Here is a 17,140-nt window from a genome sequence, read left to right on the forward strand (position 1 = left end):
GTTTGCAATACCAATAACAAACAATCGCACCACTATTAAACAGTTAAGCTGGTAACTGAACACCACTTAAGTCTTCATCTTTAGATACATTCTTCATCTCACCAGCAACAATCTCTGCTAGTGGACCAAGGATAACTTGTAGGTTGTTTGTACCTAGCTTCACAACTCCCATAGCTCCAAGATCTTTCAGAGTTTTCTCATTGATAACGCTCATATCTTTCACAGAAAGGCGCAAACGAGTAATACAGGCATCGATAGAACTTAGGTTGTCATGACCGCCAAGTGCTTTCAAGTACTGACGAGCAAGCTCTGAAGAATTGCTTGATCCAGCCACGTTAGATGAAGCTTCTTCATCATCTTCACGTCCCGGTGTTTTAAGGCCAAACTTAACAATCACGGTACGGAACACGAAGTAGTAAACCGCAAAGAAACCAAGACCTTGTACAATGAGCATGTACCAGTTTACCGCTAGCGGGTTACGAGTCGACAATACTAAGTCGACTAAACCAGCAGAGAAACCGAAACCTGCAATCCACTGCATTGATGCCGCGATATAAACTGATAGACCAGTCAGCGCTGCGTGAAGAACGTACAGTCCTGGAGCAAGGAACATGAATGCAAATTCAAGTGGTTCTGTTACACCTGTAAAGAATGAAGCAAACGCAGCCGCAATCATGATAGATGCCACTTTCTCTTTATTCTTTGATTTCGCAGTATGGTACATCGCTAGAGCAGCGCCTGGTAAACCAAACATCATGATTGGGAAGAAGCCCGCTTGGTACATCCCCGTAACACCTACCGTTGCCGTGCCTTCAGCTAATGATTTCGCACCGCCAAGGAAGTTTGGAATGTCATTAATACCAGCAACATCAAACCAGAACACTGAGTTTAGTGCATGGTGCAGACCAACAGGAATTAGAAGACGGTTGAAGAATGCATAAACACCTGCACCTGCTTCACCCATACCTTGAATGCTTTCGCCAAAACTGACCAGACCGCCGTAAACTGATGGCCAAACGTACATCAGGATGAACGCAATAACGATACCAGCAAAAGACGTTAGGATAGGTACAAGACGCTTACCAGAGAAAAACGCCAGTGCTTTGTGCAGCTCTACGTGAGAAAAACGGTTGTACAACTCAGCAGAAACAATACCAACCAAGATACCTACGAACTGGTTATTGATTTTACCAAATGCAGCAGGTACTTCACTTGGGTCAATGCCTTGAATTTGTGATACTGCACCAGGGGCCAAAAGCGTTGTGACAACTAAGAAGCCCACGAAGCCTGAAAGTGCAGCGGCGCCATCTTTGTCTTTAGACATTCCGTAAGCAACACCAACAGCGAACAATACTGACATGTTGTCAATGATCGCTGCACCAGCTTTAATAAGAAATGCAGCAAGTGCACTGTTTGCGCCCCAGCCATTTGGGTCGATCCAGTAGCCAATACCCATGAGTATTGCTGCTGCAGGAAGTGTGGCAACCGGCACCATAAGCGCCTTACCCACCTTCTGGAAGTATCCGAGAATGTTCACCTTAAGTTCCCCCTATAGGATTAGATGTTATGTTGAATGACTTATTTCAGCCGTCCAATTTAGTCATCCTAAGTTTATGATATTAATTTTGCTCCGCAAATTAAAAGCTCACCGTTTGTGATCATAATCACCACAATTTGCCCTTTCGGAAGGTTTTTGCTAGCGAGATCATAAAACTTATTTTATTATACGAAAAAATGGCGTTTTAAAGATAATATTCTCGCACTTTATGCAAGGCAGAATCAGTGTTATTTTGGTATCTAGGCGGGTAAATCACTGTAACTTTGCTCTGAAAAAGAATCATAAAAAACCATACAATTATTACTTTTCAGTTAGTTACTATGACAATAACATCGATAAAACGCGACTTGCTGTATGTGACTCGTTATCTAATTCAGTGATACAAACTAAGTACCCATATGACTGAAGCAGTCTCTACTTAGATAACGATATAGAAATTGAATTCTCATCTATAAGGACTAGCTGACTATGTACGCGCTAAGTAACTGTAAAATTTATACCGGTAGTGATGTTCTTACCGATCATGCGGTCATCATCGAAAACGATCTTATTCAATCTATTGTGCCGGTTTCTGAGCTACCTCAAAGCATCGAACTAAAAGACCTTGCAGGCGCTAATCTAAGTCCAGGCTTTATCGATCTGCAGTTGAACGGTTGTGGCGGTGTAATGCTAAACGATGCAATTACCCCTGAAACCATGCAAATCATGCACCAGGCAAACCTCAAATCTGGCTGTACTAGCTTCCTGCCAACACTCATTACGTCATCTGATGAAGATATGCGAACTGCAATTGCCGCAGCTCGTGAGTACCACAACAAGTATCAAAATCAATCGCTTGGTTTACACCTCGAAGGTCCTTACCTTAACGTCGCGAAAAAAGGCATCCATAACGTAGATTTTATTCGCCCATCAGACGAAAGCATGATCGACCTTATCTGCACAAACGCCGATATCGTAGCGAAAGTAACACTAGCACCTGAGCATAACGACCCAGAGCATATTGCGCGATTAAAGGCTGTTGGCATCGTAGTTTCAATTGGCCACACAAATGCAACCTACGCCGAAGCACGTAAAAGCTTTGAAGCAGGCATTACTTTTGCTACACACCTCTTTAATGCAATGACACCAATGGTTGGTCGTGAACCAGGAGTTGTTGGTGCAATTTACGATACTCCTGACGTATATGCTGGCATTATTGCTGATGGTTTTCACGTCGACTACGCAAACATCCGAATTGCTCATAAAATCAAAGGTGAAAAGCTTGTTTTGGTGACGGATGCCACAGCTCCAGCAGGTGCTAACATTGATCACTTTATTTTTGTCGGTAAGAAAGTATATTACCGAGATGGTAAGTGTGTTGATGAAAATGGCACGCTAGGCGGCTCAGCTTTGACAATGATTGAAGCAGTTCAGAATTCAGTTGAGCACGCGGGGATCGCTTTAGACGAAGCTCTACGAATGGCCACGTTATACCCAGCAACAGCAATTGGTGTTGAGGATCGCCTTGGCCGAGTTCGAAAAGGGATGGTTGCAAACCTGACTATTTTCGATCGTGACTTTAAAGTAAAAGCGACGGTTGTTAACGGACAATACGAGCAAAATTAAGCATGAATGGCGGACAGATTGGTAATGTAGATTTAGTAAAACAGCTTAACAGCGCTGCGGTATATAGGCTGATTGATCAGCAAGGTCCTATCTCCCGTATTCAAGTCGCGGACGTGAGTCAGCTCGCGCCTGCTAGTGTTACCAAAATAACCCGCCAACTTTTAGAGCGCGGCCTTATTAAGGAGGTCGCCCAACAAGCTTCAACTGGTGGTCGTCGTGCGATCTCTTTGACTACTGAAGTCAAACCTTTTCATTCGATTGCCGTTCGCTTAGGTCGAGATTACGTACAGTTCAGTTTATACGATTTAGGTGGTACCGCGCTGGCAGAAGATCAGCATGAACTGCACTACACTAACCAAGCAGACTTAATCGCAGGACTTATCGATTTATTAAAAGATTTCGTAAGCCGTTGCGAAGACAAAATTGATCAACTCATCGCTATCGGCATCACTTTACCGGGCCTTGTTAACCCAACAACTGGCGTGGTCGAATACATGCCTAATACCGATATCGATAATCTTGCTCTCGGTGAAATTGTTGGAGAGAAGTTTAATACAGCATGCTTTGTTGGCAACGACGTACGTGGCATGGCGTTGGCTGAGCACTACTTTGGAGCAAGCCAAGACTGCCAGGATTCTATTTTGGTTAGCGTCCACCGCGGTACTGGCGCAGGTATTATCGTTAACGGCCAGGTTTTTCTTGGTTTTAACCGCAACGTCGGTGAAATTGGTCATATCCAAATTGACCCGCTTGGTGAGCAATGCCAATGTGGAAACTTTGGCTGTTTAGAAACCGTAGCTGCAAACCCAGCGATTATTCAACGAGTGAAGCAACTGATTACTCAAGGATACGAATCAAGCTTAACCGACCTTGAAAACATCACAATTGAAGCGGTATGTCAGCACGCAATGAATGGTGATGAACTTGCGAAACAGAGTTTAGTGCGAGTGGGCAACCAGCTAGGTAAAGCGATTGCGATTACGGTTAACTTATTTAATCCACAGAAAATTGTAATTGCTGGCGATATTACTGCAGCACAAGATATTGTTTTCCCTGCAATTCAACGCAACGTAGAGAATCAATCTCTTAAAACTTTCCATAACGACCTCCCTATCGTGGCTTCTCACATTGATAAGCAGCCAACGATGGGCGCATTTGCGATGATTAAACGCGCTATGCTAAACGGAGTTTTGTTACAAAAGTTACTGGAAGACTAAGTTTATACAACCAATTGAGTTACAATCTCGGGCTGTGTTTTCACAGCCCGTTTTTGTATATCAGGAATACAGCTCAACAGTATGGAAATTATTCTAATTACAGCCGCTTTTTTAGCTGGTTTTATTGCGCTTAAATGCAGCCTCCCTCCCCTCGTTGGTTTTCTACTAGCTGGATTTGGCTTGCATGCATTTGGTTACCAAAGCAATGACGTTATTGTCACTCTCGCAGATCTTGGTGTTACTCTTCTTCTGTTTACTATTGGACTCAAACTCGATGTAAAAACCCTGCTGTCCAAAGAAATATGGGGAGGGGCAACCGCCCACAACATACTCTCTACCGCTTTTTTTGCCCTAGCGTTATCCGGCTTAAAACTACTGGGCTTGACTTCGCTAGCCAGTATGGACGGCAGCCAAATCCTGCTTTTAGCTTTTGCACTATCGTTCTCTAGTACCGTTTTTGCCGTAAAAGCATTGCAAGAAAAAGGCGAAATGAACGCGACCTACGGCACACTCGCGATCGGTATCTTGGTTATGCAAGATATTTTTGCCGTAGTATTCCTGACTGCTTCAACCGGAAAAGTCCCAGAATGGTATGCCATCGGTTTGTTCGCACTGCCTTTCCTTCGTCCCCTATTCTATAAGCTGCTCGATAAAGTTGGCCACGGCGAAATGCTGGTGCTATTCGGTATTTTCTTCGCGCTTGTTGTCGGTGCTGGGCTATTCGAGTTGGTCGGGATGAAACCAGACTTGGGCGCGCTAATTTTAGGCATGCTACTCGCAGGTCACCCAAAAGCCTCAGAACTATCCAAGTCATTATTCAATATGAAGGAGCTCTTTTTAGTCTGCTTCTTTTTGAACATTGGTTTATCCGCCTCATTGAGCGTGAATGGCGTCGTTCTCGCCCTGCTATTTATCTTACTGCTACCAATCAAAGGACTCTTGTACTTCGTCACTATTAATCATTTTAAGTTTCGAGTACGTACCTCTTTGCTCGCCTCTTTATCACTATTTAACTACAGTGAGTTTGGTCTTATTGTTGCTGGGTTGGCCTATAAAATGGGCTGGATGCCAAGTGATATGCTTGCTGCGATTGCGGTTGCGGTGTCGGTATCCTTTGTAATTTCCGCGCCACTTAACCGCCTTAGCCATAAAATTTATCAACATTCAGGTAAGTGGCTGCAAGAGACAGCGGTAGAAAAGCTCAATCAACGCGACCAACTCATCAACCCAGGTCATGCCCAAGTATTGATCTTAGGTATGGGGCGTATTGGGACGGGCGCTTATGATGAGCTACGCTCACGCTATGGCAAAATTTCATTGGGTATAGAAATTCGTGAAGACGCTGCACATCATCATCGTTCAGAAGGAAGAAATGTTATTTCTGGTGATGCCACCGACCCGGATTTCTGGGAGCGAATTTTAGATACAGGTCATGTAAAACTGGTTCTGCTTGCAATGCCACATCATCAAGGTAACCAAACAGCACTTGAACAGCTTAAACGCAGAAAATATAAGGGGCAAATTGCCGCTATCGCCGAATACCCAGATCAATTGGAAGGCTTACTTGAAAATGGCGTTGACGCAGCATTCAATATATATAGTGAAGCTGGTAGCGGTTTTGCTCGACACGTCTGTAAACAACTTCAGCCTAAATTCGCACCAATTAAATAAGCAACAGCACTGATATTTTTTGAAAGGCTTTCTATTGATAGAAAGCCTTTTTTGTATAGTTTTTATACCAAACCTTGATCTCATTCACCAAAACAACGGTTGAGTTAAATATTTTCCATACAACAAGGCCTTTTATCATTTTTTTAATCACAAAACGTTGCTTTTTTTATTAGTAATGGCAAATTTAAACCATACCGATTAGAAATTGTTTAGTTTAGTAAGGATGTAGTATGTGTTCAGTATTTGGCATTTTAGACATTAAAAGCGATGCAGCCGCATTGCGCCCTATCGCATTAGAGATGTCGAAAAAACTTCGTCACCGTGGCCCAGACTGGTCTGGGATTTACTCTTCAGAGCGTGCTATTTTAGCGCACGAGCGCTTGGCGATTGTTGGTCTAAATAGTGGTGCACAGCCGCTATACAGCCCTGATAAGAAGCTCATCCTTGCCGTCAATGGTGAAATCTACAACCATAAAGAAATTCGTGCTCGTTACGAAGGAAAGTACGAATTTCAAACCGATTCAGACTGTGAAGTCATTCTTGCACTTTACCAAGATATGGGTGCAGATCTCCTTGAAGAACTAAACGGTATTTTCGCTTTTGTGCTCTACGACGAAGAAAAAGATGAGTATTTAGTCGGCCGTGACCATATTGGTATTATCCCTCTTTATCAAGGTCACGATGAGCATGGTAACTACTATGTGGCATCAGAGATGAAGGCTCTTGTTCCAGTATGTAAAACAGTAAGTGAATTCCCTCCTGGTAGCTACTACAGCTCTAAAGATACTCAGCCAACACGTTACTATGTTCGTGACTGGAACGAGTACGCAGCAGTACAAGGTAACAGCACTAGCAAAGAAGAATTGACGGAAGCGCTAGAAGCGGCTGTTAAACGCCAACTAATGACTGACGTGCCTTACGGTGTGCTTCTTTCAGGTGGTCTAGATTCTTCTATTACATCTGCGGTAGCAAAACGCTTTGCAGCGATGCGTATTGAAGATGATGAAAAGTCTGAAGCTTGGTGGCCTCAACTGCACTCTTTTGCTGTTGGCCTAGAAGGCGCGCCTGACCTGAAAGCAGCTCGCGAAGTTGCCGACCAAATTGGTACCGTTCACCACGAAATGACGTACACGATTCAAGAAGGTTTGGACGCGATTCGTGACGTGATTTACCACATTGAAACGTATGACGTGACGACTATCCGCGCATCAACACCTATGTTCTTAATGGGTCGTAAGATCAAAGCGATGGGTATCAAGATGGTATTGTCTGGTGAGGGCGCTGACGAAATCTTTGGTGGCTACCTTTACTTCCACAAGGCGCCAAACGCGAGAGAGTTCCACGAGGAGACAGTGCGTAAACTGCTTGCTCTGAACATGTTCGACTGTGCTCGTGCTAACAAGTCGCTGGCAGCATGGGGAGTTGAAGGACGCGTACCTTTCCTAGATAAAGAGTTCATAGATGTAGCAATGCGCTTGAACCCAGCAGACAAGATGTGTGGCAACGGTAAAATGGAGAAACACATCCTTCGTGAGTGCTTCGAGCACTACCTGCCAGAATCGATCGCATGGCGTCAAAAAGAGCAATTCTCTGATGGCGTTGGCTACAGCTGGATCGATACGCTGAAAGAAGTAGCAGAACAGAAAGTGACAGACCAGCAGATGGAAACAGCTCAATATCGATTCCCATACAACACACCAACGACAAAAGAAGGCTACGTGTACCGTGAAATCTTTGAAGAGTTATTCCCACTTCCATCAGCAGCAGAGTGTGTACCAGGAGGCCCTTCAGTAGCGTGTTCTTCAGCGAAGGCGATTGAATGGGATGAATCGTTCCAAAACTGTGTTGACCCATCAGGTCGTGCAGTACAGACCGTTCACAACGACTCATACTAATTCTCTACGATAAAGATAAGGGTTGGTTCGTCCAACCCTTTTAAAACAGACAAAAAATTAGATACGATCAAAAAGAGGTGCTTTTGCACCTCTTTTTATGTTTGATGGAATTAGGCTATTTTAAATCTAAATCACTATTGTCTATGCTGACAGGCACACGCTTGGTAATCATCTGAACTAGCATAATTGAGCGTTTCTCACCATCTTGTTCTTGGAAGATGGCATCTATGCCCGCAAATTGACCGCTTTTAACTCTAATTTGATCGCCTGGTTTTGGCATACATTCAGAAACGGTATTGTCATTACAACACTTTTCTAGCTGCATCAATTCGAAGACCAAGTCACCTTGAACTTCTTTCGGTTGAGCACCAAAACGCACAAAGTCAACAACACCTCGAGTAGAGCGGACTGAGGTGAAGTTTGGCCCTTGCTCATAATCAAAGTAAGCGAATACGTAACAAGGAAACAGCGGTTCCTCGACTTTTTGTCTTTTACCGCGCAAAATCTTCTCAACTTCTACAGTTGGATAAAAGCACTCTACACCTTGATTTTCAAGGTGTTGTTTCGCCCTAACCTGCTCCCCACGTTTACAATAAAGTAGATACCAACGTTTCATCTTTTTACTAGCCAATTCTATTTTGTTTTTATCCTAGCATTAAGCCAAAGTTGAGTCATTGATATTCAGTTTATCTATAAAAGTATGATTATACATCGCTCGCATTAACGACATTTTTCAGCAACTTACGATAAAGAAGTCCATAGGCAAAAATGGAAATTAAGTTTGTAACACAACCAATACACCATCATATAATCTGCAAATCCAATCAAAAACAGCCACTTAACAAACAAAAATAGTTGAATGGCAAAATTTTATTATTTGTCACTCGTTGAATTGCATTGTATACGTAGAAGTCGTTAAAAAATGTAATAACTATTATTAGAAGAGCTTATGTCAAACCAACATCAATATTTTGGTCATCCACGTGGCCTGTTCTTATTGTTCGGTACAGAACTGTGGGAACGCTTTTCTTACTACGCAATGCGTGCCATTCTCGTGCTTTACCTTACTGATACAACAATGAATGGCGGCCTTGGCTGGTCAACCAAAGACGCATTAGACCTATACGGCATATACACAGGGCTTGTGTATATCACGCCTCTTATCGGTGGTTACCTAGCAGATAACTATTTAGGTCAACGTCGCTCAATTTTGCTTGGTGGCGCGTTAATGGCCATCGGCCAGTTTACTCTTGCACTTCCTGCTGATGCTTTAGGTATTGGTTCGCTACACAGTTTCTATTTAGGTCTTGGCCTACTTATCACTGGTAACGGTCTCTTTAAGCCAAATATCTCAACCATGGTTGGCGACCTTTATCAAGAAGGTGACAACCGTCGTGACGGCGCATTCACTATCTTTTATATGGGTATCAACTTAGGTGCATTACTTGCCGGCGTCGTTTCTGGCTCTGTGACAACCTCTTACGGTTGGAAAGCTGGCTTTGTTGCCGCTGGTGTGGGTATGCTGGTTAGCCTAGTGATGCAAATGGTACTGGCTCAATCATGGCTTGGTGATATTGGTCGCGAACCAGCGGCGAAACGAGATCTAAACAACAAAAACGCCACCACGAAGCAGCCACTCACCAAAGAAGAAGTGAATCGACTAAAAGTAATTCTGGTCATGAGCTTATTCACTATTGTCTTCTGGGCAGGCTTTGAACAAGCTGGTGGTCTGATGAACATCTACACTCAACAATATACTGATCGCATGATTGGTGGTTTCGAAGTTCCTGCTGCGTGGTTCCAATCACTAAACCCATTTTTCATTATTACTCTAGCGCCAGTTCTGGCTGTCCTTTGGGTAAAATTGGGTAAACGTGAACCCACTTCGCCAGTGAAATTTGCAATGGCACTATTTTTCTTAGCGATTGGTTTCCTTTGTATGGTTGGCGCAGTGCTAGAACAAGGTGGAGATACAACAGTAAAAACATCGATGTTATGGTTGGTCGGCGCTTTCTTCTTCCACACATTAGGCGAGCTGTGTTTATCTCCAATTGGTCTTTCATTGGTGACTAAATTAGCACCGCTTCGCTTAGCTTCACTTATGATGGGTGCATGGTTTGGCTGTAATGCGATTGCTAACTATGTTGCGGGCTATGTGGGTTCTCACGTAGGCGAGTTAGGCGCTATGGCTATCTTTAGTGGTATTGCGGTCAGCGCAACCGTAAGTGGCGTAATTTTGCTCCTATTCTCTAATACACTCGTTCGCTGGATGCATGGCGCTGAAAATACGCACAGCACGGCAGAGCAAGTAGAAGAGCAGCAAGTACAAGTTGCTTGATCGCTCAACTAAACGTAGAAAGGGTCGCTATTGCGACCCTTTTTTGTATCTAAAGGTTAGATTGAACTAACTCAACCATCATCTCGATATGAAGTTCACTATCGTTCAAACAAGGGATGTAGGTAAAGTTTTCACCACCTGCTTCAAGGAAAATCTCTTTACACTCTTCCGAGATCTCTTCCAACGTCTCTAAACAATCTGAAGAAAATGCAGGGGTCACAACATTAATATTTTTCACACCCTTTGCAGGAAGTGCCTCTAGGGTCTTATCGGTATAAGGTTGAAGCCACTCTTCTCTCCCAAATCGGGACTGATACGTCATGCCAATTTGTTGTTCGCTTAAACCTAACGCTTTCCCAAGCAAGCGAGTCGTCTCTTCACAATGCTGTGGGTAAACATCACCATTGTCAGCATAGCGTTTTGGAATACCATGATAAGAACACAGCAGGTAATCTCCCTGACCATTCTTTTGCCAATGTTCACGAACTGAATGCGCTAACGCTTCAATATATTTCGGGTGATTGTAATAATCACGAATAAAGCTAAAGCCTGGCATCACAGGCAGGTTCTTAAATGCTTTAGTGATTCCGTCAGAAACCGCTGCCGTTGTTGTGCCCGAGTATTGCGGATACAACGGTAAAACAATGACTTCATCAACGCCTTGCGCCAATAGGGCTTCAAAGCCTGATTGCAAACTTGGGTTACCATACGTCATACCAAGCTCTACAGGTATATCAAGCTTTTGCGCTAACTTTTCCGTTTGGCGTTTAGAGTACACCATCAACGGCGAGCCCTCTTCCATCCATACTGATTGATAGAGTTTGGCAACTTTAGGAGCTCGGATAGGAAGGATAACGCCGTGCAATAGTGGACACCAAAGCCATCGAGTCATGTCTACCACTCGGTGATCATGAAGAAACTGACTTAAAAAGCGCTTTACGGCAGGAGCGGTTGGTGCGTCAGGAGTTCCCAGGTTAACTAGGAGTACACCCTGTTTATTATTCTCTTTCATAACATCCTATTCATGGTAAACGGCTTGGTTCATATATTTAAGTAACCTCGAAGTAACGAATAGCCGAGATGAAGTTAATTAGATATATGTTTACGAGTAAACTAAAAAAAGCGACCACTTGGGCCGCTTTCAATATATCAAAATATTAAATTTTTGACTTCAGCAAATTAAGATAGTGCTTTCTCGATATCCGCACTAACTTCAGCTACTTGCTTAGTACCATCAAACTTAAGGTACTTAGTCTTGCCTGCTTCAGCTTCTTTGCCGTAGTAGTTGATTAGCGGTGCAGTTTGCTCGTGGTAAACACCTAGACGAGCACGTACTGTTTCTTCTTTGTCGTCATCACGAACAACAAGATCTTCACCAGTTACATCATCTTTACCTTCCACTTTAGGCGGGTTGTAAACCACGTGGTAAGTACGACCAGAAGGAAGGTGAGCACGACGGCCAGCCATACGCTCAACAATCACATCGTCTGCAACGTCAAATTCGATAACGTAGTCTACGTCTACGCCCATTTCTTTTAGGCCGTCAGCTTGAGGGATAGTACGTGGGAAACCATCTAGTAGGAAACCGTTTGCACAGTCTTCTTGAGCGATACGCTCTTTGATAAGACCAAGGATGATTTCATCAGAAACTAGCTGACCAGCGTCAATAACAGCTTTAGCTTGTTTACCAAGCTCTGTACCTGCTTTGATAGCAGCACGAAGCATATCACCAGTAGAGATTTGTGGAATACCGTATTTTTCCATGATGAAGTTTGCTTGTGTGCCTTTACCTGCACCTGGAGCACCTAGAAGAATGATGCGCATGATTTATCCTCTTTAATATTTAAGATTTATACCGAAGCTCACAATAGCTGACCTCTTAGACATCAAACCTGAGAAGCACCTGCAACGATAAGTTTCGGTATAACGTATATAGGCGAGCAAAAATACACGCCTTATTACTCACATTCAAGTCGCAGATTCTATCACAGGTTCTCTGAGCAAAGAGTGTATTAAGACTAAAGAATGTTAACAGTACCCTCTTTCACGCCCTATTGATTATTAACTCAGCACTTGAGATGCAAAATTTTGCGACAACAAACAAAAAGCTCGCGAAATGCGAGCTTTTTGATTTGCAGAGGTTATTACACCTTAGTCAAAAGTTGATTCACGGCTCCTAAGAACTCTGTTGGATCCTCAATAGAGCCTCGCTCCGCTAGCATTGCCTGACCAAGCAGAACTTCAACCCAGCGACCAAACGCTTCTTCATCGGCTTCGTCAGCCATACGCTTAACCAATTTGTGCTCAGGGTTTAGCTCAAAGATGTATTTCACTTCCGGCACAGCTTGACCAGCTGCCGCGAGAAGCTTCGCCATTTGAGTGCCCATTTCGTAATCGTCCGTTACCACAACAGCAGGCGTAGATGCGAGTTTGAAGGTCGTACGAACTTCTTTCACACGATCGCCTAGGTAAGACTTCGTGCGCTCTACAACCGACTTGAACTCTTCTTCGGTTTCTTTTTGCTTCTCTTTTTCTGCTTCATCTTCAAACTGACTTAGATCAAGCCCAGCTTTAGTGATTGACTGGAACTGTTTACCATCAAACTCAGTTAAGTAGTTCATCAGCCACTCATCAATGCGGTCGTACATCAAGATAACTTCAATGCCTTTCGCTTTGAACTGTTCTAAGTGAGGGCTGTTTTTCGCAGCTGCATAGCTGTCTGCCGTCAAGTAGTAGATCTTATCTTGACCTTCTTTCATGCGCTCAACGTAAGACGCTAAGCCCACAGTTTGCTCAGAAGAATCCACTTCAGTTGAAGCAAAGCGCAATAAACCTGCGACTTTCTCTTTGTTTGCAAAGTCCTCCGCAGGGCCCTCTTTCATCACAAGACCAAACTCTTTCCAGAATGATTGGTATTTCTCTTCGTCATTCTTGGCCATACGCTCGAGCATCGTTAGCACGCGCTTAGTACAAGCATTACGTAGAGACTGAGTCACTTTATTGTCTTGTAAGATCTCACGCGATACGTTTAGCGGTAAATCGTTTGAGTCTATTAAACCACGTACGAAGCGTAAGTATGACGGCATAAATTGCTCTGCATCGTCCATAATGAATACGCGCTGTACGTACAGTTTCAAGCCTGATTTGTGGTCGCGGTTCATCATATCCCAAGGTGCTTTCGATGGGATGTATAGTAAGCTCGTGTAGTCGTTTTTACCTTCTACACGGTTATGACTCCAGACCAATGGATCGGCAAAGTCATGTGATACGTGCTTGTAGAACTCTTGATACTCTTCTTCTGAAATATCAGATTTGTTACGCGTCCACAGTGCTTGGGCTTTGTTGATTTGCTCCCACTTTTTCTCATCTGTTTCCTTGCCTTCGTCATCACGAACGACAGTTTGGATTGAAACAGGAATGCCGATGTGATCAGAGTACTTACTGATAACGTCACGTAGACGCCACTCATTCAAAAACTCTTTACCCTCTTCACGCATATGAAGAATGATGTCGGTACCACGTGACTCTTTGGTAATGTTTTCGATGGTGTACTCACCTTCACCCGCTGAGTGCCATTGTACCGCTTCATCAGCGGCTAGACCCGCAGCGCGAGTGCGCACGGTAACGGCGTCAGAAACGATAAATGCCGAGTAGAAACCAACACCAAACTGACCAATAAGCTGAGAGTCTTTGCTCTGCTCTTCAGATAGCTTTGAGAAAAACTCGGCTGTTCCAGATTTTGCGATTGTTCCTAAGTGCTCAATCACATCATCACGGCTCATACCGATACCGTTATCAGAAATGGTTAAGGTATTTGCGCTTTCATCAAACGACAGTTTCACGCAAAGGTCTGCATTACCTTCGTATAGATCTGGGTTAGATAACGCCTGAAAGCGCAGTTTGTCTGATGCATCTGATGCGTTAGAGATCAGCTCGCGCAAAAAGATCTCTTTATTTGAATAAAGAGAATGGATCATTAAATGCAGTAGTTGTTTTACTTCTGATTGAAAACCACGAGTTTCTTTATTTTGAGATACGGTTTCGCTCATGTGTGCTCCATAACATCTAAACTAATTGGCTTTTTCATAGGGACAAGTTTGTGACTTTCCCCTTGAAATCACCTTACCGAGATGTCATTTAACATGTGGCTGACAAATGTAAATTCAAGGTCAATATTGCTAAAAACGGTGTTTTTTTAGAAAATTTTAATTATCCTACCCGTCTAAAAGCATCTAAAATGTCGTGCGCACTCCAAGCGCCCCGGTAATTTTGTGACATAAATCACCATAATTACAACATCATCCATCTAAGAAGAACTAAATGACTAACATTGGCACCAAATTTCTACTTGCTCAAAGGTTCACCTTTGATCCAAATAGTAATTCGCTCGCTGACCAACAAAACGGCAACGACGTTGTACGATTAGGAAGCAACGAAAGCCGTATACTTCTGATGTTGGCAGAGAGACCAAACGAAGTTTTAACCCGTAACGAGCTTCACGAGTTTGTTTGGCGTGAGCAAGGTTTTGAGGTGGATGACTCAAGCCTGACTCAAGCGATTTCTACTCTGCGTAAGATGTTGAAGGATTCAACAAAATCTCCAGAGTTTGTTAAAACGGTACCTAAACGTGGCTACCAACTCATTTGTTCAGTGGAACGCTTGAGCCCATTTTCTACTGACTCTAACACTGACGTTGAAGAAACCGCTTCTGAACACGAAGCACCAGCAGTGGAGTTAGAAGCGAGCGATACACCACCAACAGAGATAGTGACCGATACTACTGCTGATCTTGAGCCTCAAGTAGAGCCGACTAAAACTCAGCCGAAGCCAGCATCTAACACGATTAACTGGCTACCGCGTGTCATTATCTTTTTGTCTCTGCTGCTTCCTGTTTGCGTATTGTTATTCACGAACCCTGCGGAATCCCAATTCCGTCAGATTGGTGAGTATCAAAATGTACCAGTGATGACACCTGTAAATCACCCTCAAATCAACAACTGGTTGCCTTCAATAGAGCAATGCATTGAGCGCTACGTGAAGCACCATGCAGAAGACTCGTTGCCAGTGGAAGTGATTGCCACTGGTGGACAAAATAACCAGCTGATTCTGAACTATATTCATGACAGTAACCACTCTTACGAGAACGTAACACTGCGTATTTTCGCAGGTCAAAACGATCCAACAGACATCTGCAAATAAAGGAGGCCAATATGAAGATTAAATTAGCATCTGCGGTTTTGGCCGTATCCGTTCTTTTCAGCAGTTGGTTGTATTGGGGAAGTGACCTAAAAGTGGAGCAGCTCCTCACAGCAAACGAATGGCAGTCGACCATGGTGACAGTCATTACAGACAGCTTGCCTGACGATACTGTCGGCCCACTACGCCGAGTTAATGTTGAATCAAACGTGAAATATCTCCCTAATGGTGACTATATTCGCGTAGCAAATATAAAACTATTTGCTCAAGGTTCAACCGCAGAATCAACGATAAATATCTCGGAAAAAGGCCGCTGGGAAGTAAGTGACAACTATTTGTTGGTCTCGCCTTCGGAGTTTAAAGATATTTCATCTTCTCAATCAAAAGACTTTTCCGAAGCACAGCTACGTTTGATTACTCAAATTTTTAAGCTAGATGCGGAGCAAAGTCGTCGTATTGACGTCGTGAACGAAAAAACACTATTGCTCACTAGCTTGAACCACGGTTCTTCGGTACTGTTTAAAAACTAATTTTGATTGGATGATAAGGGGGCAAGACGCCCCCTTTGTTTTGCTTATGGATTGGCTAGATACCACTACTCTCTTTTTCGGTTCACTAATCGCCAACACGCTGGCTTCACTTTCCGGTGGCGGAGCAGGCTTGCTTCAATTCCCTTTACTCATCTTTCTCGGCTTACCGTTCTCCGTTGCGCTAGGCACACATAAAGTGGCTTCGGTCGCTTTAGGCTTAGGCGCAGCAAGCACGCATTTAAGATCAGGCACTATTAAATGGAAAGTCGCGCTCTACCTTATCTTGTCCGGCAGTATTGGCGTGATTTTAGGGGCTAACTTAATTGTACAGATCCCTGATGGTATCGCGGAAAAGATGCTCGGCACGATGATCCTAGCGCTGGGTATCTACTCGCGATTTAAGACATCGCTAGGCCAAGCAGAAGTAATACGCAACCGTCATCCTATTGGTTGGGTTATTGGTGGAATTGGCTTGCTGTTCATCGGCATCATTAACGGATCTCTTACCGCAGGTTCTGGTTTGCTCGTGACACTATTTTTGGTGCGCTGGTTTGGTTACGACTACAAACAAGCCGTTGCTTACACCATGATTTGTGTCGGCCTGTTTTGGAATGGCATTGGAGGCATTGCCGTCGTACAGGCAGGGGCGCCTATTCACTGGGCTTGGTTACCTGTTTTATTGTTAAGCTCTTTTCTAGGCGGCAGTTTAGGCGCATGGGCCGCGACTCGATACAGTAACAGAGTGATTAAAGTTGCATTCGAAATTCTCACGTTTGCGGTGGGCATCAAGTTGCTGGTTTAAAAAGATTAAAAGGAAAGTTTCATGGATAAAGCAATCATTGATATTTATTACTGCCGCCAGTGCAACTGGATGTTGCGTTCAACTTGGCTATCGCAAGAATTACTGCATACTTTTAGTGAAGAAATAGAAACAATCAGCTTACACCCAGACACAGGTGGTCGCTTCGAAATTTTCTGTAATGGCCAGCAAATTTGGGAACGGAAAAAAGACAGCGGCTTTCCTGAAGCCAAGGTGCTAAAACAGCGCGTTAGAGACATTATCGACCCAGAACGCGATTTAGGACATTCAGACACAAAATAGGGAGCAATTCGCTCCCTATTTTTTTACT

The 17,140-nt window shown here is 43.7% G+C and carries 14 protein-coding genes; 9 read left to right on the forward strand and 5 right to left on the reverse strand.

Annotated features, from left to right (window positions below; all coding sequences use genetic code 11):
- Positions 1-43: 43 nt before the first annotated feature.
- Entirely contained in the window at positions 44-1,537 is a 1,494-nt protein-coding gene (gene nagE, locus R7P69_RS16040) for an N-acetylglucosamine-specific PTS transporter subunit IIBC (protein WP_005384985.1), read from the reverse strand.
- Between the two features lie 489 nt (positions 1,538-2,026).
- Between nagE and nagA the strand changes: the two genes are divergently transcribed.
- The 4 genes from nagA to asnB all read left to right on the forward strand — a co-directional run bounded on the left by nagA (position 2,027) and on the right by asnB (position 7,946).
- Positions 2,027-3,163: an N-acetylglucosamine-6-phosphate deacetylase gene (nagA, locus tag R7P69_RS16045; protein WP_005382107.1), complete on the forward strand. Its 1,137-nt coding sequence runs from the start codon at positions 2,027-2,029 to the stop codon at positions 3,161-3,163.
- Between the two features lie 2 nt (positions 3,164-3,165).
- Entirely contained in the window at positions 3,166-4,380 is a 1,215-nt protein-coding gene (gene nagC, locus R7P69_RS16050; protein ID WP_005382105.1) for a DNA-binding transcriptional regulator NagC, read from the forward strand.
- Positions 4,381-4,461: 81 nt separating this feature from the next.
- Positions 4,462-6,051 (forward strand): cation:proton antiporter family protein, encoded by a 1,590-nt coding sequence (locus R7P69_RS16055; protein ID WP_137281788.1) that lies wholly within the window; start codon positions 4,462-4,464, stop codon positions 6,049-6,051.
- Between the two features lie 230 nt (positions 6,052-6,281).
- Complete coding sequence (gene asnB, locus R7P69_RS16060) at positions 6,282-7,946, forward strand: asparagine synthase B (protein WP_137281787.1); 1,665 nt, start codon at positions 6,282-6,284, stop codon at positions 7,944-7,946.
- Between the two features lie 115 nt (positions 7,947-8,061).
- Here asnB and rfaH read toward each other — a convergent pair whose 3' ends face one another.
- Positions 8,062-8,562 (reverse strand): transcription/translation regulatory transformer protein RfaH, encoded by a 501-nt coding sequence (gene rfaH, locus R7P69_RS16065; protein ID WP_005382098.1) that lies wholly within the window; start codon positions 8,560-8,562, stop codon positions 8,062-8,064.
- 333 nt (positions 8,563-8,895) lie between these two features.
- Between rfaH and R7P69_RS16070 the strand changes: the two genes are divergently transcribed.
- Positions 8,896-10,284 carry a peptide MFS transporter gene (locus tag R7P69_RS16070; RefSeq protein WP_005382097.1) on the forward strand — a complete coding sequence of 463 codons (1,389 nt, stop codon included), beginning with the start codon at positions 8,896-8,898 and terminating at the stop codon, positions 10,282-10,284.
- A 49-nt stretch (positions 10,285-10,333) separates the two neighbouring features.
- Here R7P69_RS16070 and hemH read toward each other — a convergent pair whose 3' ends face one another.
- The 3 genes from hemH to htpG all read right to left on the reverse strand — a co-directional run bounded on the left by hemH (position 10,334) and on the right by htpG (position 14,333).
- Positions 10,334-11,296: a ferrochelatase gene (hemH, locus tag R7P69_RS16075; RefSeq protein WP_170893757.1), complete on the reverse strand. Its 963-nt coding sequence runs from the start codon at positions 11,294-11,296 to the stop codon at positions 10,334-10,336.
- 167 nt (positions 11,297-11,463) lie between these two features.
- Entirely contained in the window at positions 11,464-12,108 is a 645-nt protein-coding gene (gene adk / locus R7P69_RS16080; protein ID WP_005382094.1) for an adenylate kinase, read from the reverse strand.
- 320 nt (positions 12,109-12,428) lie between these two features.
- Entirely contained in the window at positions 12,429-14,333 is a 1,905-nt protein-coding gene (htpG, locus tag R7P69_RS16085; RefSeq protein WP_318121631.1) for a molecular chaperone HtpG, read from the reverse strand.
- A gap of 271 nt (positions 14,334-14,604) precedes the next feature.
- Here htpG and R7P69_RS16090 point away from each other — a divergent pair, with 271 nt between their 5' ends.
- Genes R7P69_RS16090 through R7P69_RS16105 form a run of 4 tightly spaced genes read left to right on the forward strand, consistent with a single transcriptional unit; the run spans position 14,605 to position 17,112 of the window.
- A complete protein-coding gene (locus R7P69_RS16090; RefSeq protein WP_017819958.1) occupies positions 14,605-15,483 on the forward strand; it encodes a transcriptional regulator in 879 nt (292 codons plus the stop codon).
- Positions 15,484-15,494: 11 nt separating this feature from the next.
- Positions 15,495-16,010, forward strand: coding sequence for a transmembrane regulator ToxS (gene toxS / locus R7P69_RS16095; RefSeq protein WP_005382091.1), 516 nt, complete (start codon positions 15,495-15,497; stop codon positions 16,008-16,010).
- A 46-nt stretch (positions 16,011-16,056) separates the two neighbouring features.
- On the forward strand, positions 16,057-16,812 hold the full coding sequence (locus R7P69_RS16100; protein ID WP_053307523.1) for a sulfite exporter TauE/SafE family protein: 756 nt from the start codon (positions 16,057-16,059) through the stop codon (positions 16,810-16,812).
- A 21-nt stretch (positions 16,813-16,833) separates the two neighbouring features.
- On the forward strand, positions 16,834-17,112 hold the full coding sequence (locus R7P69_RS16105) for a SelT/SelW/SelH family protein (protein ID WP_005382088.1): 279 nt from the start codon (positions 16,834-16,836) through the stop codon (positions 17,110-17,112).
- Positions 17,113-17,140: the final 28 nt, after the last annotated feature.

It is taken from the genome of Vibrio sp. 661, from assembly GCF_033339315.1.
Classification (GTDB): Bacteria; Pseudomonadota; Gammaproteobacteria; order Enterobacterales; family Vibrionaceae; genus Vibrio; species Vibrio alginolyticus.